Below are 21,919 nucleotides of genomic sequence, written 5' to 3'. Positions count from 1 at the left end.
GTCGCGCCCACTCTGCCCTGCCCCGCCCAGGAGCGAAAGGCGCAAAGAAAAACCCCGGCGAAGAGCCGGGGCAGTCACGACGGAACTATTCGGGAGGTCACCGCTCAAGCCGCGGTGTAATACTCGTACATCAGCTCGACCGCTTCGAGACCGGTGGTCTCTTCAGCTTTCGCGGCCGGGGTGAACACAGGGGCGGATTTCTCCGGGGTGTAGTAGGCCAGATGCTCTTCGGCCACTTGAATCGGTTGCGCCCCTTTGGGGAATTTGACGATGTCGACCATGGAACTCTCTCCAGTCACGTTTCGAGTTCCTCCCTGCCACCCGATTTAGGGATTTTCGCGGGGATTCAAACCCAAAATGCTGCAACCGCGATATGCATTTGCCGCAACGCAGCAAAAAGGGCGGCTCGCGCCGCCCTTTCTACTATCTGCTGGGGGTGAGCCAGAGGCCGGCCCCAATATATGCGTCGGATCAGACGACCCGGTTGACCTGCATTCGCTTGATCTCGGCGATCGCTTTCGCCGGGTTCAGACCTTTCGGGCAGGTCTTGGTGCAGTTCATGATCGTGTGGCAACGATAGAGCTTGAAGGGGTCTTCGAGCTGATCGAGGCGCTCTGCCGTCGCTTCGTCGCGCGAGTCGATGATCCAGCGATAGGCGTGCAGCAGCGCTGCCGGGCCGAGATACTTGTCGCCGTTCCACCAGTAGCTCGGGCACGAGGTCGAGCACGAGGCGCACATGACGCACTCATACAGACCGTCCAGCTTCTTGCGGTCTTCGATCGACTGGCGCCATTCCTTCTCGGGACGGTTCGTCTTGGTCTCGAGCCAGGGCATGATCGACGCGTGCTGGGCGTAGAACATGGTTAGGTCGGGGATCAGGTCTTTCACCACCGGCATATGCGGCAGCGGGTAGATCTTCACGTCGCCCTTGATCTCGTCGAGACCGTAGATACAGGCCAGCGTATTGATCCCGTCGATGTTCATCGCACAGGAACCGCAGATGCCTTCGCGGCAGGAGCGGCGGAAGGTCAGCGTCGGGTCGATCTCGTTCTTGATCTTCAAGAGCGCGTCGAGAACCATCGGCCCGCACTTGTCCATGTCGATGAAATACGTGTCAAGACGCGGGTTCTCCCCGGTATCCGGGTCCCAGCGATAGATCTGGAACTTGCGGATATTCTTGCCATCCGGCTTCGGCCAGGTCTTGCCGACGCGGATCTTGGAATTCTTCGGAAGCGTGAACTGAACCATGGTTGGTCCCCTTTCCGTCAGTACGAATAGAGCGGCCGCGTGGGCATTCGGCCGGATTTTCTGTAAACGCAGGAGTCGTAGGCCGCGGACGGGTCGCCCTGCACCGAGGCGCCGATATTCATCTCGACCTTCATCTTCGAGCTGAAGCCGCTATTGGTGACGCCCATGCCCGCCTCGCCCGTGATGGGCGGCTTGGGCGCGAACTGGGCATAGCACTGGCGCTCGGCCTGCTCGACCGGGATAGGGGCGCAGGCGGCAAGGCCAAGCCCTGCCGCAAGAAGCCCATATGCCGGCGCGTGACGCATCAATAGACCCGCTTCTTCGGCGCGATCTTCTTGATCTCGATCCCGCCCTGATCCTCGGGGGTCAGCGGGTCCATGTGGACCGGGCGGAAGGTCAGATCGACGTTCGCGCCGTCGACATGCATGATCGAGTGCTTGCGCCAGTTGGTGTCGTCGCGATCGGGATAATCCTCGTGAGCATGTGCACCACGGGATTCCTTGCGTGCCTCGGCGCCCACGATGGTCGCCAGCGCGTTCGGCATCAGGTTCTCGAGTTCCAGCGTTTCCATCAGGTCCGAGTTCCAGATCAGCGACCGGTCCGTGACCTTGAGATCGTCGAGCTTGGCGGCGACCGCCTTCATCTTCTCGACCCCCTCGGCCAGCGTCTTGTCGGTCCGGAACACCGCCGCATCCGCCTGCATCGTGCGCTGCATCTCGTCGCGCAGCGCCGCGGTGGGCGTGCCGCCATCGGCGTAGCGCACCTTGTCGAAGCGCTCGAAGATGGCGTCGATCTTGGCTTTCGGGATGTCCGGGTTCGACGCGTTGGGATCGACGACCTCGCCGGCGCGGATCGCGGCGGCACGACCGAAGACCACGAGGTCGATCAGCGAGTTGGAGCCCAGGCGGTTCGCACCGTGCACAGAGGCCGAACCCGCCTCGCCCACGGCCATCAGGCCGGGCACGATCGCATCGGGATCGCCCTCTTTCGGGTTGATGACCTCGCCGTGGTAGTTCGTCGGAATACCGCCCATGTTGTAGTGCACGGTCGGCAGAACCGGGATCGGCTCTTTCGTGACGTCGACGCCGGCGAAGATTTTCGCCGATTCCGAGATACCCGGCAGGCGCTCGGCCAGAGCTTCCGGCGGAAGGTGGCTGAGGTTGAGGAAGATGTGGTCCTTGTGCTCACCCACGCCGCGGCCTTCGCGGATCTCCATGGTCATGCAGCGCGACACCACGTCGCGCGACGCCAGATCCTTGTAGGTCGGCGCGTAACGCTCCATGAAGCGCTCGCCTTCGGAGTTGGTCAGGTAACCACCCTCGCCGCGGGCGCCTTCGGTGATCAGGCAGCCCGAACCGTAGATGCCGGTCGGGTGGAACTGCACGAATTCCATGTCCTGCAGCGCGAGACCGGCCCGCGCGACCATACCGCCACCGTCGCCGGTGCAGGTATGGGCCGAGGTCGCCGAGAAATAGGCGCGACCGTAACCGCCGGTCGCCAGCACCACCATCTTCGCGTTGAAGACGTGCATTGTGCCGTCGTCGAGCTTCCAGCAGACGACGCCCTGACACTGCCCGTCATCGGACATGATCAGGTCGATCGCGAAATACTCGATGTAGAACTCTGCGTTGTTCTTCAGCGACTGACCGTAGAGCGTGTGCAGGATCGCGTGACCGGTGCGGTCCGCGGCGGCACAGGTGCGCTGCACGGGCGGGCCTTCACCGTATTCGGTGGTGTGACCGCCGAAGGGACGCTGGTAGATCTTGCCCTCTTCGGTGCGCGAGAACGGCACGCCATAGTGCTCGAGCTCGTAGACGGCCTTGGGGGCGTGACGCGCGAGATATTCCATCGCGTCGTTATCGCCGAGCCAGTCCGAGCCCTTGATCGTGTCGTACATATGCCACTGCCAGCTGTCCGGGCCCATGTTGCCCAAGCTGGCGGCGATGCCGCCCTGTGCGGCGACCGTGTGCGAGCGGGTCGGGAAGACCTTGGTCACGCAGGCGGTGCGCAGGCCCTGTTCGGCCATGCCGAGCGTGGCGCGCAGACCCGAGCCACCGGCGCCGACCACGACCACGTCGTAATTATGCGTTTCGTATTCGTAAGCAGCCATTATCTCGTCCCGTTATCAGTTGCCCAGCAGAAGGCCGATGAAGACCATCTTGCCGAGTGCATAGAGTGCGGTCGCCATGATCACGTAAGCCAGCGAATGCATCGCGATCTTGGTGGCCTTCGCGGCGGTGCCGTGGATGTAGTCCTCGATCCAGATCTCGGTGCCCTTCGCGAAGTGGCGCATCCCGACGATCACGACCAGCGCGGTCAGGATGGCCGGGAAGGGCTTCGAGAACGTGGTGATCACGGTCTGCTGGTCCGCACCCAGAGTGGTACCTACGATGTAGAGCCAGGTCGGGATCATGAAGGCGAGAGCCACGGCCGAGGCCGACATCCACCAGTGATGCTCGGGGCCAGTGCCCGAGGCGCCCTTGCCCACGGCGCGCTTGCGGTCGGTGAGGTAACGCATGAGGGCCTCCGTCAGAATTGGATGATGATGAGGGTCAGCACGGTCAGCACGACCGAACCGATGGTGCAGATCCAGCCGAGCATCTCGGCGGATTTGATATCCATGTATTTGCCCGCATCGAAGATCAGGTGCCGGATGCCGGCGAGGTAGTGATACCAGACGCCCAGCAGCGACAGGGTGAAGACGAGATCGCCAAACCACGAGGTCGCGATCGCGTTCACGAAATTGAAGTAATCGGGGCTGGTCGCGGCGGCGAGGAGCCACCAGACGAGCAGCAGAACGCCCACGATGATGCCGTTGCCCGTGATCCGCGTCATGATCGACGAGAAGGAGGTCATCTGCGGACGGTAGATTTGAAGGTGCGGGGAAAGCGGACGCTCAACCTGTTTCGCTTCAGCCATGATCGGTCCCTTTTCGCTGGGCTCGGCGCTCTCGTCGGCCTCGATCGGAGGCACGCGCTGGCGCGGAGCTGGCCGGAATTGGCTCTTTTACTAGCGTAATTTTCTCCCAAGTCACGGGGGGCAAGGTTGAAAACATGTCATTTGCGCGTAAAGAGCGGCGAAAAATTCGCTTTGTGATCACATAAATTCTGTGCGTGATCACATGTTAACGCTCCCGGGCGCCCTGCCCCCGGGAGTGAGTCTCTCGGGCGGCGATCAGATCGGCATCAGAGCCCAGTAGTCGAGGTCGAGCAGCACCTCGGGGAGATATTTGCCGTCTTCTCCCTTATAGCCGAACTCCGGCGCGCCCTGTTTCACGGCGACCAGACGCAGACGGATCGCGCCGACGCCAGGCGCGCCTGTCTCGGCCTTGTCGAGCACTTCCGACCACGCTTTCACCGTATCGCCCGAGAAGCACGGGTTGGCATGCGCCCCGGCATTGAGCGCCACGATCAACTGGGCGTTCGCCAGTCCGTTGAAGGACAGCGCGCGCGCCATGGAGATGACATGCCCGCCATAGATCAGGCGCCGGCCATCGGCACGGAAGGTCGCGTCGAAATGCACCTTGGCGGTGTTCTGCCACAGGCGCGTGGCGATCATGTGCTCGGCTTCCTCGATGGTCACCCCGTCCACATGGTCGATTTTTTCGCCGATCTCGTAATCGCCCCAACGATGCGGCTCGCCCGCCAGATCGAAATCATAATCCTCGAAGCTCAGCCCCTCGGGGATCACCAGATCCTCCGGCGCCACGACCGATGCCAGATCGGGCAGCACGGTCTCGGGCGCGGGCGCGTCCAGATCGCCTTTGCGCACCATCACCCAACGGACATATTCCAGCACAACCTCACCCGCCTGGTTCAGACCGCGGGTGCGGACATAGACCACGCCTGACTTGCCGTTGGAGTTCTGCTTGACCCCGATCACCTCGGATTCCGAGCGCAGCGTATCGCCCGGATAGACCGGCTTCAGCCAGCGCCCTTCCGCATAGCCGAGATTGGCCACCGCGTTGAGCGACACGTCCGGAACCGTCTTGCCGAAGACGACGTGGAAGGCGATCAGATCGTCGAGAGGCGAGCCATCCAATCCGCAGGCCGCCGCGAATTCGTCCGAGGAATAGAGCGCATGCCGCGCCGGGTAGAGCGCGTGATACAGTGCACGCTCCCCTTCCGCGACGGTGCGCGGGACAGCGTGACGGATCACGTCGCCCAGCTTGTAGTCCTCGAAGAATCGGCCCGGATTGGTTTTGCCCATTATTGCTCTCCCAGCTTCATGTCGGGGTGATACTCACCCTCGATCTCCTTGGTCACGGCCTGGGCACAGCGCATCACGCCATTCGCATGATCGTAGGCATATTGCGGATCGCCATGCAGCACCCAGCCCTTGGACAGCGCAAGGCTGACCTTGTGACAGAAGGCCGAGGTGTCTTCCTCGGTCAGAAGGCGGTAGATTTTCATGTCAGGCTCCGAACGGGTTGTGACCGAACCAGATGTGGATCATCGCGATCAGGCCGAAGAGGACGACCGTGCCGACGATGCCGCCGATCTCCTTGCCGACTTTCACCTCGGGCGTGACTTTCGCGGGCTTCGACTTCTTGTTGATCAGGATGACCTCCACCACGGCCCAGGCGAGCAGACCGCCGAACAGGATGATCCCCGGCAGGGTCGGGTTGACCAGCAGGTGCGCCAAGGCCCAGGTCTTCACCGCAGTCAGCTGCGGGTGGCGAATCTTGCCGCTGAGCCAGAGCTTCATGCCCGAGACCGCGAACAGGTAGACCGCGAAGAGCATCAGCAGGTTGTTGATCCCCTTGAGCGCCGCGTTCGGCGTCCAGAGGTAGAAGACCGGATCGCTTGCGCGCCAGCCGACGAACATCAGAACGAGGCTGATCAGGACGAGAGCGGCGACCATCGGACGCTCGGCCCCTTTGAGCGCGCGCCGGAAGCCCGGAAAGATCCGTTTTGCCAGATGTGCGAGCGACCAGATCAGGACGCCGAGGATGAGTAATGTCATTGCGATTGCCTCTTAGCTGCCAAGCGCGGCAATCGCCTCCGCTTTGGCGAGGACTTGCCGCGCCGTGACGATATGCAGATTTTCGACGATCTTTCCATCCACGACCGCGACACCCTGCCCCGCTTCCTCGGCTTTCTCAAAGGCAGCGATCTGGCGCCGGGCGAGGTCGATCTCGGCCTCGGAAGGGGCGAAGGCCGCATTGCAGACCTCGAGTTGCGCGGGGTGGATCAGCGTCTTGCCGTCGAAGCCCATGTCGCGCCCCTGTTCGCATTCGGCCTTGAGGCCCTCGTCATCCCTGAAGGCGTTATAGACGCCGTCGACGATGATCTTGCCATGCGCTTTCGCGGCGAGAAGGCACAGGCCCAGCCCCGTCTGCATCGGCAGGCGATCGGCGCGGAAGCGGCTCCCGAGTTCCTTCGCTAGATCGTTGGTGCCCATCACCATGCCTTCGAGCCGCGGATGCGCCGCGATATCGCCCGCGTTGAGCATCCCCAGCGCGGTCTCCATCATCGCCCAGAGCGGCACGCTCTGAATGAGATCGGCCACCGCGATAAGATCGGCGGGCGTGGAGACTTTCGGGATCAGGATCGCATCGACCTTGGCGCCTGCGCGGATCGCGTCGGCAAAGGCCAGCACATCCTCGCGCCCCCATTCGGTGTCGAGCCCGTTGACCCGCACGATCTTCATGCGCGGGCCATAATCGACCTCGGTCAGCGTCTTCGCAAGGAGCGCGCGCGCATTGACCTTCTCGTCGATCGCCACCGCGTCTTCGAGGTCGAAGATGATCGCGTCACAGGCAAGCCCGGTGGCCTTTTCCAGCGCACGCTGTTTCGAGCCGGGAATGTAGAGCACGGAACGGGTCGGGCGGGCCATTTGATTCTCCATCTCGCAATTTTCTTTCGCCAGATCGCACGAATGGGACAGAATCGGCAAGGCCAGATTTGCCGCATCGCAGAAAAATCACAACCGCCGACATCGCGCAGCGCCATCGTAAAGCTTCCTTGACAGCTGGACCGTCACTCTCGGATGATGCTTTCAGAGGGATCAAAATGCTGAACAAAACTTATGTGCTCACGCTCGGTCTGGCCGCAGCGATCGGCTTCGCTCAGGCTGCTTTCGGTGAGACGCGGGATCCGTCTGATCCGTCGCGCGCCTGTGGCAAGCGAGACGAGATCGTGGCCAATCTCGAAGCGAAATATCACGAGAGCCGCCGCATGGTGGCGCTCTCCGCAAATAACTCCGTGCTGGAAATTTTCGCGGCGGAGGCGGGCAACTGGACGATCATCGTCACCCCGGCGGATGGCGTGAGCTGCCTGATCGCCTCGGGCGAGGCATTCGAGGAACTCGACGGGAAACTTCCGCAGAAGGACGCGGCGCTTTAAACGCCGCCCCCTCAGTTCATGAGCGCTTGCTGGATCAGCTTCAGCGAGATTAGCAGGAGTGCCCAGATCACGACCTTGAAGAAGATTTCAGTGGGCATCCGCTTGACCAACCAGACGCCGAGGAACACCGAAGCCGAGGCCGGTATCGCCAGGATCAACGCGGTGCCGATGCTGTCCCAGCTTACTTCGCCAAGCGCGATATAAGGCCCGAGCTTCGCGAGATTGACATAGGAGAACAGGATCGTCGCCGTCCCCGCGAATACCTGCTTTGGCAGGTTCAGAGGGATCGTGTAGGCTTGGTAGGGCGGCGCGCCGGAATGGCTGACGAAACTGGTGATGCCCGCGATCGTGCCCCAGAACAGGCCCGGCGCGACCCGCGCTTCCTGCCGCGCACCATGCCGATGCCGGAACAGCGCGTTCACCGCGAAAACAGCGCCGATCACGCCGACCATCAAGGTCACCCAGCGTTCGGGCACGATCTCTGCGGTGGCCCAGCCGATACCGATACCGAAGGTCGCCGACGGGATCAGGATCGCCAGCACACGCCGGTCGTAATGCTTGCGATATGCCCAGAGGCCGAACATGTCCGCGATGATATAAACAGGCAGCAACAGGCCCGCGGCCGCGATCGGGTCCATCACGATCGCCAGCACCGGGACCGAGATCGAGGTTGCCATAGGAACGCCACCCTTCGACAGGCCCACCATGACGGCGGCGAAGACCGCCAAGGCCCAGCCGAGCGTTCCCAAATCCATCATCGCTTGTCCCTCTTCCCGCGGGCGCAGAGAATCGCCCTGCCCCGGTCGGTCCTCTTGCTGGCATGGCGCGCCGGGAAACGGAACCTCGCGCAGGCGGATGCGCGCCGCGGGTGGGGCAGTTTCTGCATACGAGTGCATACAAGCAGCCTCGCCGCAGCGCAGCACTCTTGCCCTTTGCGAGCCAAAGAGCTACTCCACCCGCGATCTATTTTCCAATCCATCCACCCGGAGGACCAAATGGCCAGACCCAAGATCGCCCTTATCGGCGCCGGCCAGATCGGCGGCACGCTCGCCCATCTCGCCGCCATCAAGGAACTCGGTGACGTCGTTCTGTTCGATATCGCCGAAGGTACGCCGCAGGGCAAAGCGCTCGACATCGCGGAGTCGGGCCCGGCGGAAGGCTTCGACGGCTCCTTCAAGGGCACCAACGATTACGCCGATATCGCGGGCGCGGATGTCTGCATCGTGACCGCTGGCGTTCCGCGCAAGCCGGGCATGAGCCGCGACGATCTGCTCGGCATCAACCTCAAGGTAATGAAATCGGTCGGCGAGGGCATTGCAGCCCACGCGCCCGACGCCTTCGTCATCTGCATCACCAACCCGCTCGACGCGATGGTCTGGGCGCTGCAGCAATTCTCCGGCCTGCCGGCACAGAAGGTGGTCGGCATGGCGGGCGTTCTGGACTCGGCACGTTTCCGTCACTTCCTGTCGCTGGAATTCGGTGTCTCGATGCGGGACGTGAACGCGTTCGTGCTCGGCGGCCACGGCGACACGATGGTGCCGCTCGCCCGTTACTCGACCGTTGGTGGCATCCCGCTGCCCGACCTCGTGCAGATGGGCTGGACCACGCAGGAGAAACTCGACGCGATCATTCAGCGCACCCGTGACGGCGGCGCCGAGATCGTGGGCCTCCTGAAGACCGGTTCGGCCTTCTACGCCCCGGCCACATCGGCGATCGAGATGGCGGAAGCCTACTTGAAAGACCAGAAGCGCGTCCTGCCCTGCGCCGCTTACGTCAAAGGCGCGCTCGGCCTCGACGGTCTCTATGTCGGCGTGCCGACCGTGATCGGCGCCAAGGGCATCGAGAAGGTCATCGACATCAAGCTCAACAAGGACGAGCAGGCGATGTTCGACAAGTCGGTCGATGCGGTGAAAGGTCTCGTGGAAGCCTGCAAGGGTATCGACAGCACGCTCGCTTGATCGAAATACAGGACTGATCCAATCTTGGGGCGCGCCTTTGTCGGCGCGCCCTTTGTTTTGGAGAGTGCCATGTGTTCCGCCCGTCTCGTCACGTGTTTCGCCGCCTTGCTCGCCGTTTCACCGATTGCCGCCCATGCGCAGGACGGGCCGGTCACCGCCAAGATCACGCGCAGCGATGCGCCTGCCGTCGATCCGATCTCGGCAAGGATCGGGGCGGAGGGGATCGCGGCTGTGCTGGCCGATCTGAAATCGCGGGACGCGCTCGCGCCGAAGGATCGCTTCGCGCTGGCGGGGCTGGAGTTCCTCGCAAGTCTCGAAGCCGCAACGAGATGGCAGATGGAGGCCGGCGCCGCCCGTGTGCTGATGCCCTTAATCGGCAATGTCCCCGGCGAAAGCGCCGCGCCGCGCGAAACCTTTACCGCCGATGCGGTCACGCGCGAAAGCGAGGCCCTGATCGCCGAGATGGATCGGGCGAGATCCGCGCTCGACGGTGTGGCCGATGGGCCGGAGTTCGGTCTTGCGATCGACCTGAACGACCTCTGGTTCGATCTGGATGGCAATGGCGCGCGCGATGACGGCGAGGCGGCGGTGACAATTCTGCGCGGCGTCTTCATGCCGCGCGCACCGGAGACCGAAGCCGCGGAGGCTCGGATCGTGCGCTTCGACAATGCGGATGCGGCTTGGCTTTCCGCCTATGCCCATCTGATCTCGGGCGCTGGCGAGCTGACCCTCGCCTTCGATCCTGAGCCGGCGATCGCGCGGGTGTTGGAAACCTACGCGAAACTCGTGGAAGCGCAGGAGAAAGCCGCCAGCGCGGGTCAATTCAGTTCGATGGACGGGCTGAGGATTTTCAGCTTCGTCGACCCGGCGGCTGCGCTTCTCGACATGCTCCACCAGCAACCCGACCCGCAACACACCCGCGCCGCGCGGGATCATTGGCTGGCAATGATTGCGGATAACCGGCAGTTCTGGGACCTTGCCGAAGCCGAGACCGACAATCAGGCGGAGTGGATTCCGAGCGACGCGCAGGATCAGGCGCTTGACGTCGAGTTTCCCGACCGTCTTGGCGAGACATGGCGGGGCGTGCTGAGCGATGGCGAGGCGCTCCTGACGAGCGAAAAGTCCTTCCCCTTCTGGCGCGTGCCGATCGGGGTCGATCTGGGCGCGTGGCTCGAAGACCCCGCGCCGTTGCCGTTGACCGGGGTCGTTCAGGGCTGGGCGCTCGATCCCTATTTCACCGACGCTCCGATGCTGACGCCCGAGAACTGGACGCGCTTTTCGCGGTTGGTCGGCAGCCGGACAGGCTTGATGATGTTCATGCTGAACTGACGAGCGGCTCCGGATCGAAGCCGAATTCGTCTTTTAGGCGAGCGATCAGCTCGGCCTCATGGAGAAGCAGCGCATGGTCGAACGACGCGGGCGAAAGGTCCACCTTGTCGCCAAAAAGCGCGCGCGTTTCGGCCGCGATCTTCACGTCCGGGCGGATCAGCAGCTCGTGGGCCTCCAACTCGGCTGCCTCGTAGTCGCGCATCCCCTGCACCTCCCACCAGAGCGCCTTCAGCTCGGCGGGATCGGCGGCGCGCTCAGCGGCTTCGGCGAACTGCGCCTTGCGGGACCCGACATAGGGCACGGGTTGCCCCTTCACCTTGGTCGTGGCGCGGCGCAGCATCTTGAGGATGAAGTGCAATGGCGTCAGCCCATCGAAATGCATCAACCGCCCATTATAGCTGGGTCTGTAAGGCAAATCGTTTTCCTTACTGTCCCAGTCTTTCAGCGGGTAGTGCACCCCGATCGCATAGCCCCGCCCGGCGCGCACGACGGGCTTCCCTGCGACATGACCCGCGAGACCTTTCTTCAGAAAGCGCGCGCGGAAGCCGTAGAACATCAGCCCGTCATCCTGAAACCCGTCCCAGCGCCGCCGGAACACGCCGCTGAAAATATCCGGGCCGGGTTTGTGGTCGAGATAGCAGCGCTCGTCGACTTCGAGACGCAGCCACGCTTTCTGTTCGCCTGTTTTCGCCAGTTCCCATTCGAGCGGGCGCACGAGGCTCACGAACTCATCCGCGTCGCAATGGATCATCCAATCGAGCTCGGTCTCGGTCAGCGCGCGGGTCGCGTTGTATTTCTGGCGGCCCTGATGGCGTGCGGGACGTTTCCGGCGCCAGCTGCGCTCCCAATCGTCATCGCCGGAATGGTGGATGAAGGCGCCTTCAACCGGCGCGAGCAGCGCCTCGGCCTCCGGGTTCGGGCGGTCGAAGAAGACGTGGACCTCGCTGGCGCCGATGCTCAGATGATGCGCGACATAGGCGGCCACCAGCGCAGCCGGTTCGTCCACCGTCGCCACCACGCCCCAGCGCGGCATATCTTGCCCTTGCGTCATCTAAATTCGATCCCTGCCAATGCGCTCAGCGCAGATAGGTTCAATTAACCGAGTCGTGCCAGTGCACCCATGCCACAGCGCAGCATTTTCCGATTTGTGATCACACCTTTCCGCCCTGTGATCACGTATGTCGCTTTTTCCGGGCGAGTGGGGCAGATTGTCGCGATTTCGGTTTGTCCCCCCGGCTTAAGCGCCTAGAACCCCCTCAAATCGCACCAGCATGGGGTATCCAAGGATGAATATCCACGAATATCAGGCCAAACAGCTTCTCAAGAGCTATGGCGCACCGGTCTCGGACGGCCGTGTCGTCCTCAAGGCCGAAGAAGCGAAGACCGCAGCCAGCGAACTCGATGGTCCGCTCTGGGTCGTCAAGGCGCAGATCCACGCCGGTGGCCGCGGCAAGGGCCACTTCAAGGAAGCCGAAGCCGGCGAAAAGGGCGGTGTCCGCCTGGCCAAATCGGTCGAAGAGGCTGAAACGCTCGCCAAGCAGATGCTCGGCAAGACGCTCGTGACGCACCAGACCGGCCCGGCGGGCAAGCAGGTCAACCGCATCTACATCGAAGACGGCTCCGACATCGAGCGCGAACTGTATCTCGCGCTGCTCGTCGACCGCGTGACCTCGCGCGTCTCGATCGTGGCCTCCACCGAAGGCGGCATGGACATCGAGGAAGTCGCGGCGAACACCCCCGACAAGATCCTCAGCTTCTCGATCGACCCGGCGACCGGCTACCAGCCGTTCCACGGCCGCCGCGTCGCCTTCTCGCTCGGCCTCGAAGGCCCGCAGGTGAAGCAGATGGTCGGCCTTCTCGGCAAGCTCTACCAAGCCTTCATCGAGAAGGACATGGAGATGCTCGAGATCAACCCGCTGATCGTCATGACCGACGGCAACCTCAAGGTGCTCGACGCCAAGCTCGGCTTCGACGGCAACGCCGTCTACCGCCACTCGGACATCGCCGCCCTGCGCGACGAGACCGAAGAAGACAGCAAAGAGCTCGAAGCGTCGAAATACGACCTCAACTACATCGCGCTCGACGGTGAGATCGGCTGCATGGTGAACGGCGCTGGCCTCGCAATGGCCACGATGGACATCATCAAGCTCTACGGTGCGGAACCGGCGAACTTCCTCGACGTCGGCGGTGGCGCCACGAAAGAGAAAGTGACCGAAGCATTCAAGATCATCACCTCGGACAAGAACGTCAAAGGTATCCTCGTGAACATCTTCGGCGGCATCATGCGCTGCGACATCATCGCCGAAGGCGTGATCGCTGCGGTGAAGGAAGTCGGCCTCGAAGTGCCGCTGGTCGTCCGCCTCGAGGGCACCAACGTCGAAAAAGGCAAGGAAATCATCGCGAATTCCGGCCTGAACGTCATCGCCGCCGACAACCTGTCGGATGGCGCAGAGAAAATCGTCAAAGCGGTGAAAGGCTAAGAATCATGGCAGTTCTCGTCAACGAAAACACCAAGGTCATCTGCCAGGGCTTCACCGGCTCGCAGGGCACCTTCCACTCCGAGCAGGCAATCGCGTACGGCACCAAGATGGTCGGCGGCGTGACCCCCGGCAAAGGCGGCCAGGAGCATCTCGGCCTGCCGGTTTTCAACTCGGTCCACGAGGCGAAAGCCAAGACCGAAGCGAACGCCTCGGTGATCTACGTTCCGCCGCCCTTCGCGGCTGACTCGATCCTCGAGGCGATCGACGCGGAAATGGAACTGATCGTCTGCATCACCGAGGGGATCCCGGTCCTCGACATGATGAAGGTCAAGCGCGCGCTGATCGACTCCAAGTCGCGTCTGATCGGCCCGAACTGCCCCGGTGTCATCACCCCCGACGCCTGCAAGATCGGCATCATGCCCGGCCACATCCACAAGCGTGGTTCGGTCGGCGTCGTGTCGCGCTCGGGCACACTGACCTACGAGGCGGTCAAGCAGACCACCGATATGGGTCTGGGCCAGTCCTCGGCCGTCGGCATCGGCGGTGACCCGATCAAGGGCACCGAGCATATCGACGTGCTCGACATGTTCCTCGACGATCCGGAAACGGAATCGATCATCATGATCGGTGAGATCGGTGGTTCGGCGGAAGAGGAAGCCGCGGAATTCCTCGCCGAGCAGAAGAAAAAAGGCCGTTGGAAGCCGACCGCTGGCTTCATCGCCGGCCGCACGGCCCCTCCCGGCCGCCGCATGGGCCACGCCGGCGCGATCGTCGCGGGCGGCAAAGGCGATGCGGAATCGAAGATCGAGGCCATGAAGTCGGCCGGTATCGTCGTCGCTGACAGCCCTGCCACGCTGGGCGAAGCGGTGATGAAAGCGATCAAGGGCGAATAAGCCCTCTCGAAACTGGCAGGGTCGCGGCGCACGCGGCCCTGCATCCAGACCAAGGAAAGGACCGGACCCATGTCGCTGCGGATCGCACGGCGCGCCTCCCTCCCCGTTTCGGGGACGGTCGCATGCGCCCTGCTCGAAAGCAGCGACGGGGGCCGGTCTTCTTCTGCGGCAGAGCGCGTCGCGAGCGGCGCATGGCTCGCCACGGAATTCGCCGGAACCTCCGCTCATGGCGGGCCCGTTCCGGTCCCGGCTCCCCGCTCGTCGGGCACCTCCGACCCCGCGCGCATCCCTGCCCTGCATGGAAGTCCCGAAATCAGCACCTACATCACTGAGCCAGAAGGCAATATGCCCGGGCAAGCAGGTGCCGGTTTCGACGTATCTGTGAGGGCCCCGCGCGCGAAGGAAAGGACCCAGCATCATGTGCCGTTCCACCCCCGTATCCGTCGCGAGGGCCTCTGCGCTCCGCGCGGCCCCGCCACCGCCTCGCGTGCCCCGCGCTTAGCGCGCTCTTCAACGGGCCGGCGATAAACGTTCGAGTTCCCGCAGATCCCTGTTTCACCGACCGAAGGTGAGGAAAATGACCGACCAATCCCCCAACGACCAGTTCAATGCCTCGCAGTTCCTGCAAGGCGCGAATGCCGAATATGTCGAGCAGCTTTATGCGAAGTTTGCCGAAGATCCGTCTTCGGTCGATACCGCCTGGGCTGCCTTCTTCGCCTCGCTCGGTGATCCCGATCAGGACGTGAGAAAATCCGCCGAAGGCGCAAGCTGGGAGCGTCGCGACTGGCCGCCGATGGCCGCCGACGATCTGACTGCGGCGCTGACCGGTGAATGGCCCGCCCCCGCCGAGGGCAAGGCCGCTGGCGACAAGATCAAGAAGAAGGCTGCCGAGGCCGGCGTCGCGGTCGACGAGGCGGCGGTCAAACGCGCCGTGCTGGACTCGATCCGCGCGCTGATGATCATCCGTGCCTACCGTATCCGCGGTCACCTCGCCGCCGATCTCGACCCGCTGGGGATGCGCGACACCGGCCAGCATCCGGAGCTCGATCCGAAGAGCTACGGCTTCACCGATGCCGACATGGATCGTCCGATCTTCATCGACAACGTGCTCGGCCTCGAGATCGCCTCGATGCGCCAGATCATGGATATCGTGAAGCGCACCTATTGCGGCACTTTCGCGCTGCAATACATGCACATCTCCGATCCCGAGCAATCGGCCTGGCTGAAAGAGCGTATCGAAGGCTACGGCAAGGAAATCACCTTCACCAAGACCGGCCGCCGCGCGATCCTCAACAAGCTCGTCGAGGCCGAAGGCTTCGAGAAGTTCCTGCACGTCAAGTACATGGGCACCAAGCGGTTCGGCCTCGACGGTGGCGAAGCGCTGATCCCGGCGATGGAGCAGATCATCAAGCGGGGCGGCCAGCTCGGCCTGCAAGAGGTCGTGGTCGGCATGCCCCACCGCGGTCGCCTCTCGGTCCTCGCGAACGTGCTGCAAAAGCCCTACCGCGCGATCTTCCACGAATTCCAGGGCGGCTCGTTCAAGCCCGAGGACGTGGACGGCTCCGGCGACGTGAAATACCACCTCGGCGCCTCCGCCGACCGTGAGTTCGACGGCAACAAGGTCCACCTGTCGCTGACCGCGAACCCCTCACACCTCGAGGCGGTGAACCCGGTCGCGCTCGGCAAGGTCCGTGCCAAGCAAGATCAGCTGGCCGACCGTTCGGACCGCTCCAAGGTCGTCTCGGTGCTGCTACACGGTGATGCAGCCTTCGCCGGTCAAGGCGTCGTGGCCGAGTGCTTCCAGCTCTCGGGCATTCGCGGTCACCGCACCGGCGGCACGATCCACCTCGTCGTCAACAACCAGATCGGCTTCACGACCGCGCCGCACTTCTCGCGCACCTCGCCCTACCCGACCGATCTCGCGCTGATGGTGGAAGCCCCGATCTTCCACGTGAACGGCGACGATCCCGAGGCCGTCGTGCACGCCGCCCGCGTCGCGACCGAGTTCCGTCAGAAGTTCCACAAGGACGTCGTGATCGACATCTTCTGCTACCGCCGCTTCGGTCACAACGAAGGCGACGAGCCGATGTTCACCAACCCGGTGATGTACAAGTCGATCAAGACCCACAAGACCACGCTGCAACTCTACACCGAGCGTCTGGTGGCCGATGGCCTGATCCCCGAGGGCGAGATCGAGGATATGAAAGCCTCGTTCCAATCGCATCTCAACGAGGAGTTCGAGGCCGGCAAGGTCTTCAAACCGAACAAGGCCGACTGGCTCGACGGTCGCTGGTCCGGCATGGAGCGGGAAAAGAGCGAATACGAGCGCGGCACCACCGCGATTTCGCCCGACACGCTCGAGGAGGTCGGCAAGGCGCTCGTGACCGCGCCCGAGGGCTTTGCCCTGCACAAGACGGTGCAGCGTCTGCTCGACAACAAGAAGCAGATGTTCGAGACCGGCAAGGGCTTCGACTGGGCGACCGCCGAGGCGCTGGCCTTCGGCTCGCTCGTGACCGAGGGCTACCCTGTCCGCCTGTCGGGTCAGGACGCCACCCGTGGTACCTTCTCGCAGCGCCACTCGGCCTTCGTGAACCAGGAGAACGAGGACCGCTATTACCCGCTCAACCACATCCGTGAGGGTCAGGCCCGCTACGAGGTGATCGACTCGATGCTCAGCGAATACGCGGTGCTCGGGTTCGAATACGGCTACTCTCTGGCGGAACCGAAGGCGCTGACGCTCTGGGAAGCCCAGTTCGGCGATTTCGCCAACGGCGCGCAGATCATGTTCGACCAGTTCATCAACTCGGGCGAGCGGAAATGGCTGCGCATGTCGGGCCTCGTCTGCCTGCTGCCGCACGGCTTCGAAGGTCAGGGCCCCGAGCACAGCTCGGCCCGTCTGGAGCGCTTCCTGCAACTGTCGGCGGAAGATAACTGGATCGTCGCGAACTGCACGACGCCGGCGAACTACTTCCACATCCTGCGCCGCCAGATCCACCGCGACTTCCGCAAGCCGCTGATCCTGATGACGCCGAAATCGCTGCTGCGTCACCCGAAGGCCGTCTCCACGGCGGAGGAGTTCACCACCGGATCGAGCTTCCACCGCGTCCTGTGGGACGATGCAGAGCGCGGCAATTCGGATCTGGAGCTGAAGGCCGACGACAAGATCAAGCGCGTCGTGATGTGCTCGGGCAAGGTCTATTACGACCTGCTCGCGCAGCGCGACGAGCGTGGGCTCGACGATGTCTACCTGCTGCGTCTGGAACAGTTCTACCCGTTCCCCGCGCAGGCGGTCACCAAAGAGCTGACCCGCTTCAAGAATGCCGAGATCGTCTGGTGCCAAGAGGAGCCGAAAAACCAGGGCGCCTGGTTCTTCGTCGAACCCTATATCGAATGGGTCCTCGCCAAGATCGACGCGAAACATGCCCGTGCGCGCTATGCCGGCCGCGCGGCGTCCGCCTCGCCCGCGACGGGTCTGGCAAGCCGCCACAAGGCCGAGCAAGACGCGCTCGTCAACGATGCACTGGAGGGTTGAATAGATGTCCACTGAAGTCCGCGTTCCCACGCTCGGCGAGAGCGTCACGGAAGCCACCGTCGCCACCTGGTTCAAGAAGCCCGGCGACACCGTGGCCGCCGACGAGATGCTCTGCGAGCTCGAAACCGACAAGGTGACCGTCGAAGTGCCGAGCCCCGCAGCCGGCACGCTCGGCGAGATCGTCGCCGCCGAAGGCGAGACCGTCGGCGTCGATGCGCTTCTCGCGACGATCGAAGAGGCTGGCGCCAGCCCCGCGCCGAAGAAAGAAGACAAACCGGCGGGAAAACCCGCCCAACAGCCCCAATCGAACGAGGGAAAGATGACCGACGTGATGGTGCCCAGCCTTGGTGAATCGGTCACCGAGGCAACTGTGTCGACGTGGTTCAAGAAGGTCGGAGACACGGTCGCGGCCGACGAGATGCTCTGCGAGCTGGAAACCGACAAGGTCTCGGTCGAAGTGCCGTCGCCCGCTGCTGGCGTTCTCAAAGAGATCGTCGCCGAGGAAGGCACGACCGTCGACGCCTCGGCCAAGCTGGCCGTGATCGCCGAGGGCGAAAGCGGTGGAACCGCCGCCAGCGCGCCCGCCAAGGAAGAGACCAAATCCGAAGCCCCCGCCGCCGGCGGCAAGGGCGGCAAGGGCGGCAAGGATGTCGAGGATGCGCCGTCCGCCAAGAAGCTGATGGCGGAGAAGGGCATCGACCCGGCTTCCGTTCAGGGTTCGGGCAAGGATGGCCGGATCATGAAGGAAGACGTGGCCAAGGCCGAAAGCGCGCCGAAGCAGGCCTCGGTTTCCGTCGCCTCGACGCCCTCGCAGGCGCCGCGCGGTCCGGTCAATGCCGATGACGCGTCGCGCGAAGAGCGCGTGAAGATGACCCGCCTGCGTGCGACCATCGCCAAGCGCCTCAAGGACTCGCAGAACACGGCCGCGATGCTGACCACCTATAACGAGGTGGACATGTCGGGCGTCATGAACCTGCGCAACGAGTACAAGGACCTGTTCCTCAAGAAGCACGGCGTGAAGCTCGGCTTCATGTCCTTCTTCGTGAAGGCCTGCTGCCACGCGCTGAAAGAGGTCCCGGAAGTGAACGCCGAGATCGACGGCAACGAGATCGTCTACAAAAACTACGTCCACATGGGCGTGGCCGTGGGCACCCCGAACGGCCTCGTCGTGCCGGTCGTGCGCGACGCCGACCAGATGGGCTTCGCCTCGATCGAGAAGACGATCGCCGAGATGGGCACCCGCGCCCGTGACGGCAAGCTCTCGATGGCCGAGATGCAGGGCGGTTCCTTCACCATCTCGAACGGCGGCGTCTATGGCTCGCTGATGTCCTCGCCGATCCTCAACCCGCCGCAATCGGGCATCCTCGGCATGCACAAGATCCAGGAACGTCCGATGGTCGAGAACGGCCAGATCGTCATCAAGCCGATGATGTATCTCGCACTCAGCTACGACCACCGCATCGTCGACGGCAAAGGCGCCGTGACCTTCCTCGTGCGCGTCAAGGAAGCGCTGGAAGACCCGCGCCGCCTGCTGATGGATCTGTAAGACCGGAACGAAGGCGGCATCCCCTGCCCCTTCGCTCTTGCTAAATATCCTCGGGGGGTCCGGGGGGCAGACAGCCCCCGGTCCTCCCTCACCTCCGGGAGCGACCGATGACCCCCGAACTGACCGTGCTCATACTCGCGATCCTGCTCCATCTGGGGCTGATGGTGGCGTATTCGGTGAAGGCCAATACCGAGCTCGGCACAAAATACCCCGTTTCCCCGCGCGACAAGACGCCGCCGCCGATCTCGACCCTGCTCGGACGGCTGCAGCGCGCGATGAACAACTCCTTCGAGGGGCTCATTCTCTTCGCCCCCGTCGCGCTGGTCATCGGACTGACCGGACAATCGAGCGCCGCCACCGTGGCCTTCGCCTGGATCTTCCTGATCGCGCGGCTCCTCTACATTCCGTCCTATCTGCTGGGCTGGGTGCCGTGGCGCTCGCTCATCTGGGGCTTTTCCTTCTTCGCAATTCTGGCGCTGGCGATTGCCGCGCTGATCTGACCTCCCGGCGCGAGGCCTGCTCGCGCCCCAACCCAAGGAGCAAGAACAATGGCTGACTATGATGTGATCGTGATCGGCGGCGGCCCGGGCGGCTATGTCTGCGCCATCCGCTGCGCCCAGCTGGGCCTGAAGACCGCCTGTGTCGAAGGCCGCGAAAGCCTCGGCGGCACCTGCCTCAACGTGGGCTGCATCCCGTCCAAGGCGCTGCTGCACGCCACCCACGAGCTGCACGAAGCCGAGCATAACTTCGCCAAGATGGGCCTGAAGGGCAAATCGCCTTCGGTCGATTGGAAGCAGATGCTGACCTACAAGCAGGAAGTCATCGACGGCAACACCAAGGGCATCGAGTTCCTGTTCAAGAAGAACAAGATCGACTGGATCAAGGGCTGGGGTTCGATCCCCGAGGCCGGCAAGGTGAAAGTGGGCGACGACGTCCATAACGCCAAGTCGATCGTGATCGCCACCGGCTCCGAGCCGTCGTCGCTGCCGGGCATCGAGATCGACGAGAAAACCGTCGTGACCTCGACCGGCGCGCTGTCGTTGAACAAGATCCCGAAGTCGATGGTCGTGATCGGCGCGGGCGTCATCGGTCTGGAAATGGGCTCGGTCTATGCTCGTCTCGGCGCGGATGTCACCGTCGTGGAATATCTCGACGCAATCACCCCCGGCATGGACGGCGAGGTCTCGAAGAACTTCCAGAAGATCCTGACCAAGCAGGGACTGAAATTCGTCATGGGCGCCGCCGTCCAGAGCGTCGACGTGAAGAACGGCAAGGCCACGGTGAACTACCAGCTGCGCAAGGATGAGAGCAACGCGTCGATCGAGGCCGAGACCGTCCTCGTCGCGACCGGCCGCAAGCCCTATACCGACGGTCTGGGGCTTGAGGGCGTGGGTGTGGAGATGCTGCCGCGCGGTCAGGTGAAGACTGACGCGCACTGGCAGACCACCGCCAAGGGCATCTACGCGATCGGTGACGCGGTCACCGGCCCGATGCTCGCCCACAAAGCCGAGGACGAAGGCATGGCTGTTGCCGAAGTCATCGCGGGTAAGCATGGTCACGTGAACTACGAAGTGATCCCGAGCGTGATCTACACCAGCCCGGAAGTCGCCTCGGTCGGTCAGACCGAAGAGGCGCTCAAGCAGGACGGTCGCGCCTACAAGGTCGGCAAGTTCTCCTTCATGGGCAATGGCCGCGCCAAGGCCGTGTTCCAGTCGGACGGCTTCGTGAAGCTGATCGCGGACAAGGAAACCGACCGCATCCTCGGCTGCCACATCATCGGCCCCGGCGCGGGCGACCTGATCCACGAAATCTGCGTGGCGATGGAATTCGGCGCCTCGGCACAGGACGTGGCGCTGACCTGCCACGCTCACCCGACCTTCTCCGAGGCCGTTCGCGAAGCCGCACTGGCCTGCGGCGACGGCGCGATCCACGCCTGATCGGCAAGGGTCGAGAGAAACGCGAAAGGGCGCCCCGCGGGGCGCCCTTTTCGTTTGGCGCGGTGGCCCGAACTCCGGTCACTAGCTCAGGCTTAGCCCTCGCCGTGATCCGCAGCCGCATCCATCTTCGCGGCGAATTCACGGCGCAGTTCCCGGCGGAGTTCGGCGGCGCGCCAGCGGTGGCGTTCCTCGTCCGTGTCGGGCTTCAGCGTCGGCACCTCTGCGGGTTTTCCGCTTTCATCCACCGCGACCATCGTGAAATAGCAGCTGTTCGTGTGTCGCCGCGTGCCTGCGGTGATGTTCTCGGCTTCGACGCGGATGCCGATCTCCATCGAGGTGCGGCCCGTATGGTTCACGCTGGCGCGAAACGTTACCAGCTCGCCCACGTTGATCGGTTGCTGGAAGGTCACCTGGTCGACCGACAGCGTCACCGCGTAGCGCTGCGAGTAGCGTGAGGCGAGCGAGAACGCGACCCGGTCGAGCCAGTTCAGCAGCGCGCCGCCATGCACCTTGCCCGAAAAATTCGCCTGATCGGGCGTCATCAGCACGGTCATCTCGAGGCGCTTGCGGTCCTCGAAGGTCAGTGTTTCGGTCATGGTTTTCCCTCATTGCCTCGCGCCATATGCGCGAAAGCCTCTCGTAGGGTCAA

The 21,919-nt window shown here is 63.4% G+C and carries 22 protein-coding genes; 9 read left to right on the top strand and 13 right to left on the bottom strand.

Annotated elements, in window-relative coordinates; translation table 11 throughout:
- Positions 1 to 104: 104 nt before the first annotated feature.
- From B6V72_RS19150 to B6V72_RS07725, 10 genes are all read right to left on the bottom strand, one after another.
- Entirely contained in the window at positions 105 to 281 is a 177-nt protein-coding gene (locus B6V72_RS19150; RefSeq protein ID WP_168173024.1) for a hypothetical protein, read from the bottom strand.
- A gap of 190 nt (positions 282 to 471) precedes the next feature.
- Positions 472 to 1,248 (bottom strand): succinate dehydrogenase iron-sulfur subunit, encoded by a 777-nt coding sequence (locus B6V72_RS07765; RefSeq protein WP_075776181.1) that lies wholly within the window; start codon positions 1,246 to 1,248, stop codon positions 472 to 474.
- Positions 1,249 to 1,265: 17 nt separating this feature from the next.
- Positions 1,266 to 1,553, bottom strand: a complete 288-nt coding sequence (locus B6V72_RS07760) for a hypothetical protein (protein ID WP_075776182.1) — start codon at positions 1,551 to 1,553, stop codon at positions 1,266 to 1,268.
- Complete coding sequence (gene sdhA / locus B6V72_RS07755) at positions 1,553 to 3,358, bottom strand: succinate dehydrogenase flavoprotein subunit (protein WP_088719084.1); 1,806 nt, start codon at positions 3,356 to 3,358, stop codon at positions 1,553 to 1,555. The genes B6V72_RS07760 and sdhA overlap by 1 nt, the downstream gene beginning before the upstream one ends.
- A 15-nt stretch (positions 3,359 to 3,373) precedes the next feature.
- A complete protein-coding gene (locus B6V72_RS07750) occupies positions 3,374 to 3,766 on the bottom strand; it encodes a succinate dehydrogenase, hydrophobic membrane anchor protein (protein ID WP_075776184.1) in 393 nt (130 codons plus the stop codon).
- A gap of 11 nt (positions 3,767 to 3,777) precedes the next feature.
- Positions 3,778 to 4,167, bottom strand: a complete 390-nt coding sequence (gene sdhC / locus B6V72_RS07745) for a succinate dehydrogenase, cytochrome b556 subunit (protein WP_075776227.1) — start codon at positions 4,165 to 4,167, stop codon at positions 3,778 to 3,780.
- 255 nt (positions 4,168 to 4,422) lie between these two features.
- Positions 4,423 to 5,457, bottom strand: a complete 1,035-nt coding sequence (locus tag B6V72_RS07740; protein ID WP_075776185.1) for a MaoC family dehydratase — start codon at positions 5,455 to 5,457, stop codon at positions 4,423 to 4,425.
- Complete coding sequence (locus B6V72_RS07735) at positions 5,457 to 5,660, bottom strand: DUF1737 domain-containing protein (protein ID WP_075776186.1); 204 nt, start codon at positions 5,658 to 5,660, stop codon at positions 5,457 to 5,459. The genes B6V72_RS07740 and B6V72_RS07735 overlap by 1 nt, the downstream gene beginning before the upstream one ends.
- A 1-nt stretch (position 5,661) precedes the next feature.
- On the bottom strand, positions 5,662 to 6,213 hold the full coding sequence (locus B6V72_RS07730; RefSeq protein WP_088721939.1) for an NnrU family protein: 552 nt from the start codon (positions 6,211 to 6,213) through the stop codon (positions 5,662 to 5,664).
- Between the two features lie 12 nt (positions 6,214 to 6,225).
- Positions 6,226 to 7,098: a CoA ester lyase gene (locus B6V72_RS07725; protein ID WP_088722180.1), complete on the bottom strand. Its 873-nt coding sequence runs from the start codon at positions 7,096 to 7,098 to the stop codon at positions 6,226 to 6,228.
- Between the two features lie 164 nt (positions 7,099 to 7,262).
- Between B6V72_RS07725 and B6V72_RS07720 the strand changes: the two genes are divergently transcribed.
- Complete coding sequence (locus tag B6V72_RS07720) at positions 7,263 to 7,595, top strand: hypothetical protein (RefSeq protein ID WP_075776188.1); 333 nt, start codon at positions 7,263 to 7,265, stop codon at positions 7,593 to 7,595.
- Positions 7,596 to 7,606: 11 nt separating this feature from the next.
- Here B6V72_RS07720 and B6V72_RS07715 read toward each other — a convergent pair whose 3' ends face one another.
- Positions 7,607 to 8,353, bottom strand: a complete 747-nt coding sequence (locus B6V72_RS07715) for a sulfite exporter TauE/SafE family protein (protein WP_341865728.1) — start codon at positions 8,351 to 8,353, stop codon at positions 7,607 to 7,609.
- 237 nt (positions 8,354 to 8,590) lie between these two features.
- On the opposite strand from B6V72_RS07715, the gene mdh reads away from it, so the two are divergent.
- Positions 8,591 to 9,553 carry a malate dehydrogenase gene (gene mdh / locus B6V72_RS07710; RefSeq protein ID WP_075776189.1) on the top strand — a complete coding sequence of 321 codons (963 nt, stop codon included), beginning with the start codon at positions 8,591 to 8,593 and terminating at the stop codon, positions 9,551 to 9,553.
- A gap of 69 nt (positions 9,554 to 9,622) precedes the next feature.
- Positions 9,623 to 10,882, top strand: a complete 1,260-nt coding sequence (locus tag B6V72_RS07705; RefSeq protein ID WP_088735259.1) for a hypothetical protein — start codon at positions 9,623 to 9,625, stop codon at positions 10,880 to 10,882.
- Here B6V72_RS07705 and B6V72_RS07700 read toward each other — a convergent pair.
- The gene (locus tag B6V72_RS07700; protein WP_088735258.1) at positions 10,869 to 11,933 is read right to left on the bottom strand and encodes a glycosyltransferase family 2 protein; all 1,065 of its coding nucleotides are present in this window, start codon (positions 11,931 to 11,933) and stop codon (positions 10,869 to 10,871) included. The two genes, B6V72_RS07705 and B6V72_RS07700, sit on opposite strands and share 14 nt — an antisense overlap.
- A 235-nt stretch (positions 11,934 to 12,168) precedes the next feature.
- Here B6V72_RS07700 and sucC point away from each other — a divergent pair, with 235 nt between their 5' ends.
- The 6 genes from sucC to lpdA all read left to right on the top strand — a co-directional run bounded on the left by sucC (position 12,169) and on the right by lpdA (position 21,270).
- On the top strand, positions 12,169 to 13,362 hold the full coding sequence (gene sucC / locus B6V72_RS07695; protein ID WP_075776192.1) for an ADP-forming succinate--CoA ligase subunit beta: 1,194 nt from the start codon (positions 12,169 to 12,171) through the stop codon (positions 13,360 to 13,362).
- A gap of 5 nt (positions 13,363 to 13,367) precedes the next feature.
- A complete protein-coding gene (sucD, locus tag B6V72_RS07690) occupies positions 13,368 to 14,255 on the top strand; it encodes a succinate--CoA ligase subunit alpha (RefSeq protein WP_075776193.1) in 888 nt (295 codons plus the stop codon).
- A gap of 577 nt (positions 14,256 to 14,832) precedes the next feature.
- Positions 14,833 to 17,787, top strand: a complete 2,955-nt coding sequence (locus B6V72_RS07685) for a 2-oxoglutarate dehydrogenase E1 component (protein ID WP_075776194.1) — start codon at positions 14,833 to 14,835, stop codon at positions 17,785 to 17,787.
- 4 nt (positions 17,788 to 17,791) lie between these two features.
- On the top strand, positions 17,792 to 19,333 hold the full coding sequence (gene odhB / locus B6V72_RS07680; protein ID WP_088735257.1) for a 2-oxoglutarate dehydrogenase complex dihydrolipoyllysine-residue succinyltransferase: 1,542 nt from the start codon (positions 17,792 to 17,794) through the stop codon (positions 19,331 to 19,333).
- Between the two features lie 107 nt (positions 19,334 to 19,440).
- Positions 19,441 to 19,833, top strand: a complete 393-nt coding sequence (locus tag B6V72_RS07675) for an MAPEG family protein (RefSeq protein ID WP_075776196.1) — start codon at positions 19,441 to 19,443, stop codon at positions 19,831 to 19,833.
- Between the two features lie 48 nt (positions 19,834 to 19,881).
- The gene (lpdA, locus tag B6V72_RS07670; RefSeq protein ID WP_075776197.1) at positions 19,882 to 21,270 is read left to right on the top strand and encodes a dihydrolipoyl dehydrogenase; all 1,389 of its coding nucleotides are present in this window, start codon (positions 19,882 to 19,884) and stop codon (positions 21,268 to 21,270) included.
- 92 nt (positions 21,271 to 21,362) lie between these two features.
- Here the strand turns inward: lpdA and B6V72_RS07665 are convergent, their stop codons facing one another.
- Entirely contained in the window at positions 21,363 to 21,866 is a 504-nt protein-coding gene (locus tag B6V72_RS07665) for an acyl-CoA thioesterase (protein ID WP_088719090.1), read from the bottom strand.
- Between the last annotated feature and the right edge of the window lie 53 nt (positions 21,867 to 21,919).

This window comes from Thioclava sp. F34-6, assembly GCF_002213235.1.
In the GTDB taxonomy this organism is placed as follows: domain Bacteria; phylum Pseudomonadota; class Alphaproteobacteria; order Rhodobacterales; family Rhodobacteraceae; genus Thioclava; species Thioclava nitratireducens.
The sequence above is the reverse complement of the archived record's forward strand: the minus strand, read 5'-3'. Positions and strand labels throughout refer to the sequence as shown.

Excerpts from the sequence above, each read along its gene's own strand:
- B6V72_RS07760 (WP_075776182.1), bottom strand. The coding sequence starts at position 1,553 with ATGCGTCACGCGCCGGCATATGGGCTTCTTGCGGCAGGGCTTGGCCTT.
- B6V72_RS07715 (WP_341865728.1), bottom strand. The coding sequence starts at position 8,353 with ATGATGGATTTGGGAACGCTCGGCTGGGCCTTGGCGGTCTTCGCCGCC.
- sucC (WP_075776192.1), top strand. The coding sequence starts at position 12,169 with ATGAATATCCACGAATATCAGGCCAAACAGCTTCTCAAGAGCTATGGC.
- B6V72_RS07675 (WP_075776196.1), top strand. The coding sequence starts at position 19,441 with ATGACCCCCGAACTGACCGTGCTCATACTCGCGATCCTGCTCCATCTG.
- odhB (WP_088735257.1), top strand. The coding sequence starts at position 17,792 with ATGTCCACTGAAGTCCGCGTTCCCACGCTCGGCGAGAGCGTCACGGAA.
- sdhC (WP_075776227.1), bottom strand. The coding sequence starts at position 4,167 with ATGGCTGAAGCGAAACAGGTTGAGCGTCCGCTTTCCCCGCACCTTCAA.
- B6V72_RS07725 (WP_088722180.1), bottom strand. The coding sequence starts at position 7,098 with ATGGAGAATCAAATGGCCCGCCCGACCCGTTCCGTGCTCTACATTCCC.
- B6V72_RS07685 (WP_075776194.1), top strand. The coding sequence starts at position 14,833 with ATGACCGACCAATCCCCCAACGACCAGTTCAATGCCTCGCAGTTCCTG.
- B6V72_RS07730 (WP_088721939.1), bottom strand. The coding sequence starts at position 6,213 with ATGACATTACTCATCCTCGGCGTCCTGATCTGGTCGCTCGCACATCTG.
- mdh (WP_075776189.1), top strand. The coding sequence starts at position 8,591 with ATGGCCAGACCCAAGATCGCCCTTATCGGCGCCGGCCAGATCGGCGGC.
- B6V72_RS07765 (WP_075776181.1), bottom strand. The coding sequence starts at position 1,248 with ATGGTTCAGTTCACGCTTCCGAAGAATTCCAAGATCCGCGTCGGCAAG.
- sucD (WP_075776193.1), top strand. The coding sequence starts at position 13,368 with ATGGCAGTTCTCGTCAACGAAAACACCAAGGTCATCTGCCAGGGCTTC.
- B6V72_RS07735 (WP_075776186.1), bottom strand. The coding sequence starts at position 5,660 with ATGAAAATCTACCGCCTTCTGACCGAGGAAGACACCTCGGCCTTCTGT.
- B6V72_RS19150 (WP_168173024.1), bottom strand. The coding sequence starts at position 281 with ATGGTCGACATCGTCAAATTCCCCAAAGGGGCGCAACCGATTCAAGTG.
- B6V72_RS07665 (WP_088719090.1), bottom strand. The coding sequence starts at position 21,866 with ATGACCGAAACACTGACCTTCGAGGACCGCAAGCGCCTCGAGATGACC.
- sdhA (WP_088719084.1), bottom strand. The coding sequence starts at position 3,358 with ATGGCTGCTTACGAATACGAAACGCATAATTACGACGTGGTCGTGGTC.
- B6V72_RS07700 (WP_088735258.1), bottom strand. The coding sequence starts at position 11,933 with ATGACGCAAGGGCAAGATATGCCGCGCTGGGGCGTGGTGGCGACGGTG.
- lpdA (WP_075776197.1), top strand. The coding sequence starts at position 19,882 with ATGGCTGACTATGATGTGATCGTGATCGGCGGCGGCCCGGGCGGCTAT.
- B6V72_RS07705 (WP_088735259.1), top strand. The coding sequence starts at position 9,623 with ATGTGTTCCGCCCGTCTCGTCACGTGTTTCGCCGCCTTGCTCGCCGTT.
- B6V72_RS07720 (WP_075776188.1), top strand. The coding sequence starts at position 7,263 with ATGCTGAACAAAACTTATGTGCTCACGCTCGGTCTGGCCGCAGCGATC.
- B6V72_RS07740 (WP_075776185.1), bottom strand. The coding sequence starts at position 5,457 with ATGGGCAAAACCAATCCGGGCCGATTCTTCGAGGACTACAAGCTGGGC.
- B6V72_RS07750 (WP_075776184.1), bottom strand. The coding sequence starts at position 3,766 with ATGCGTTACCTCACCGACCGCAAGCGCGCCGTGGGCAAGGGCGCCTCG.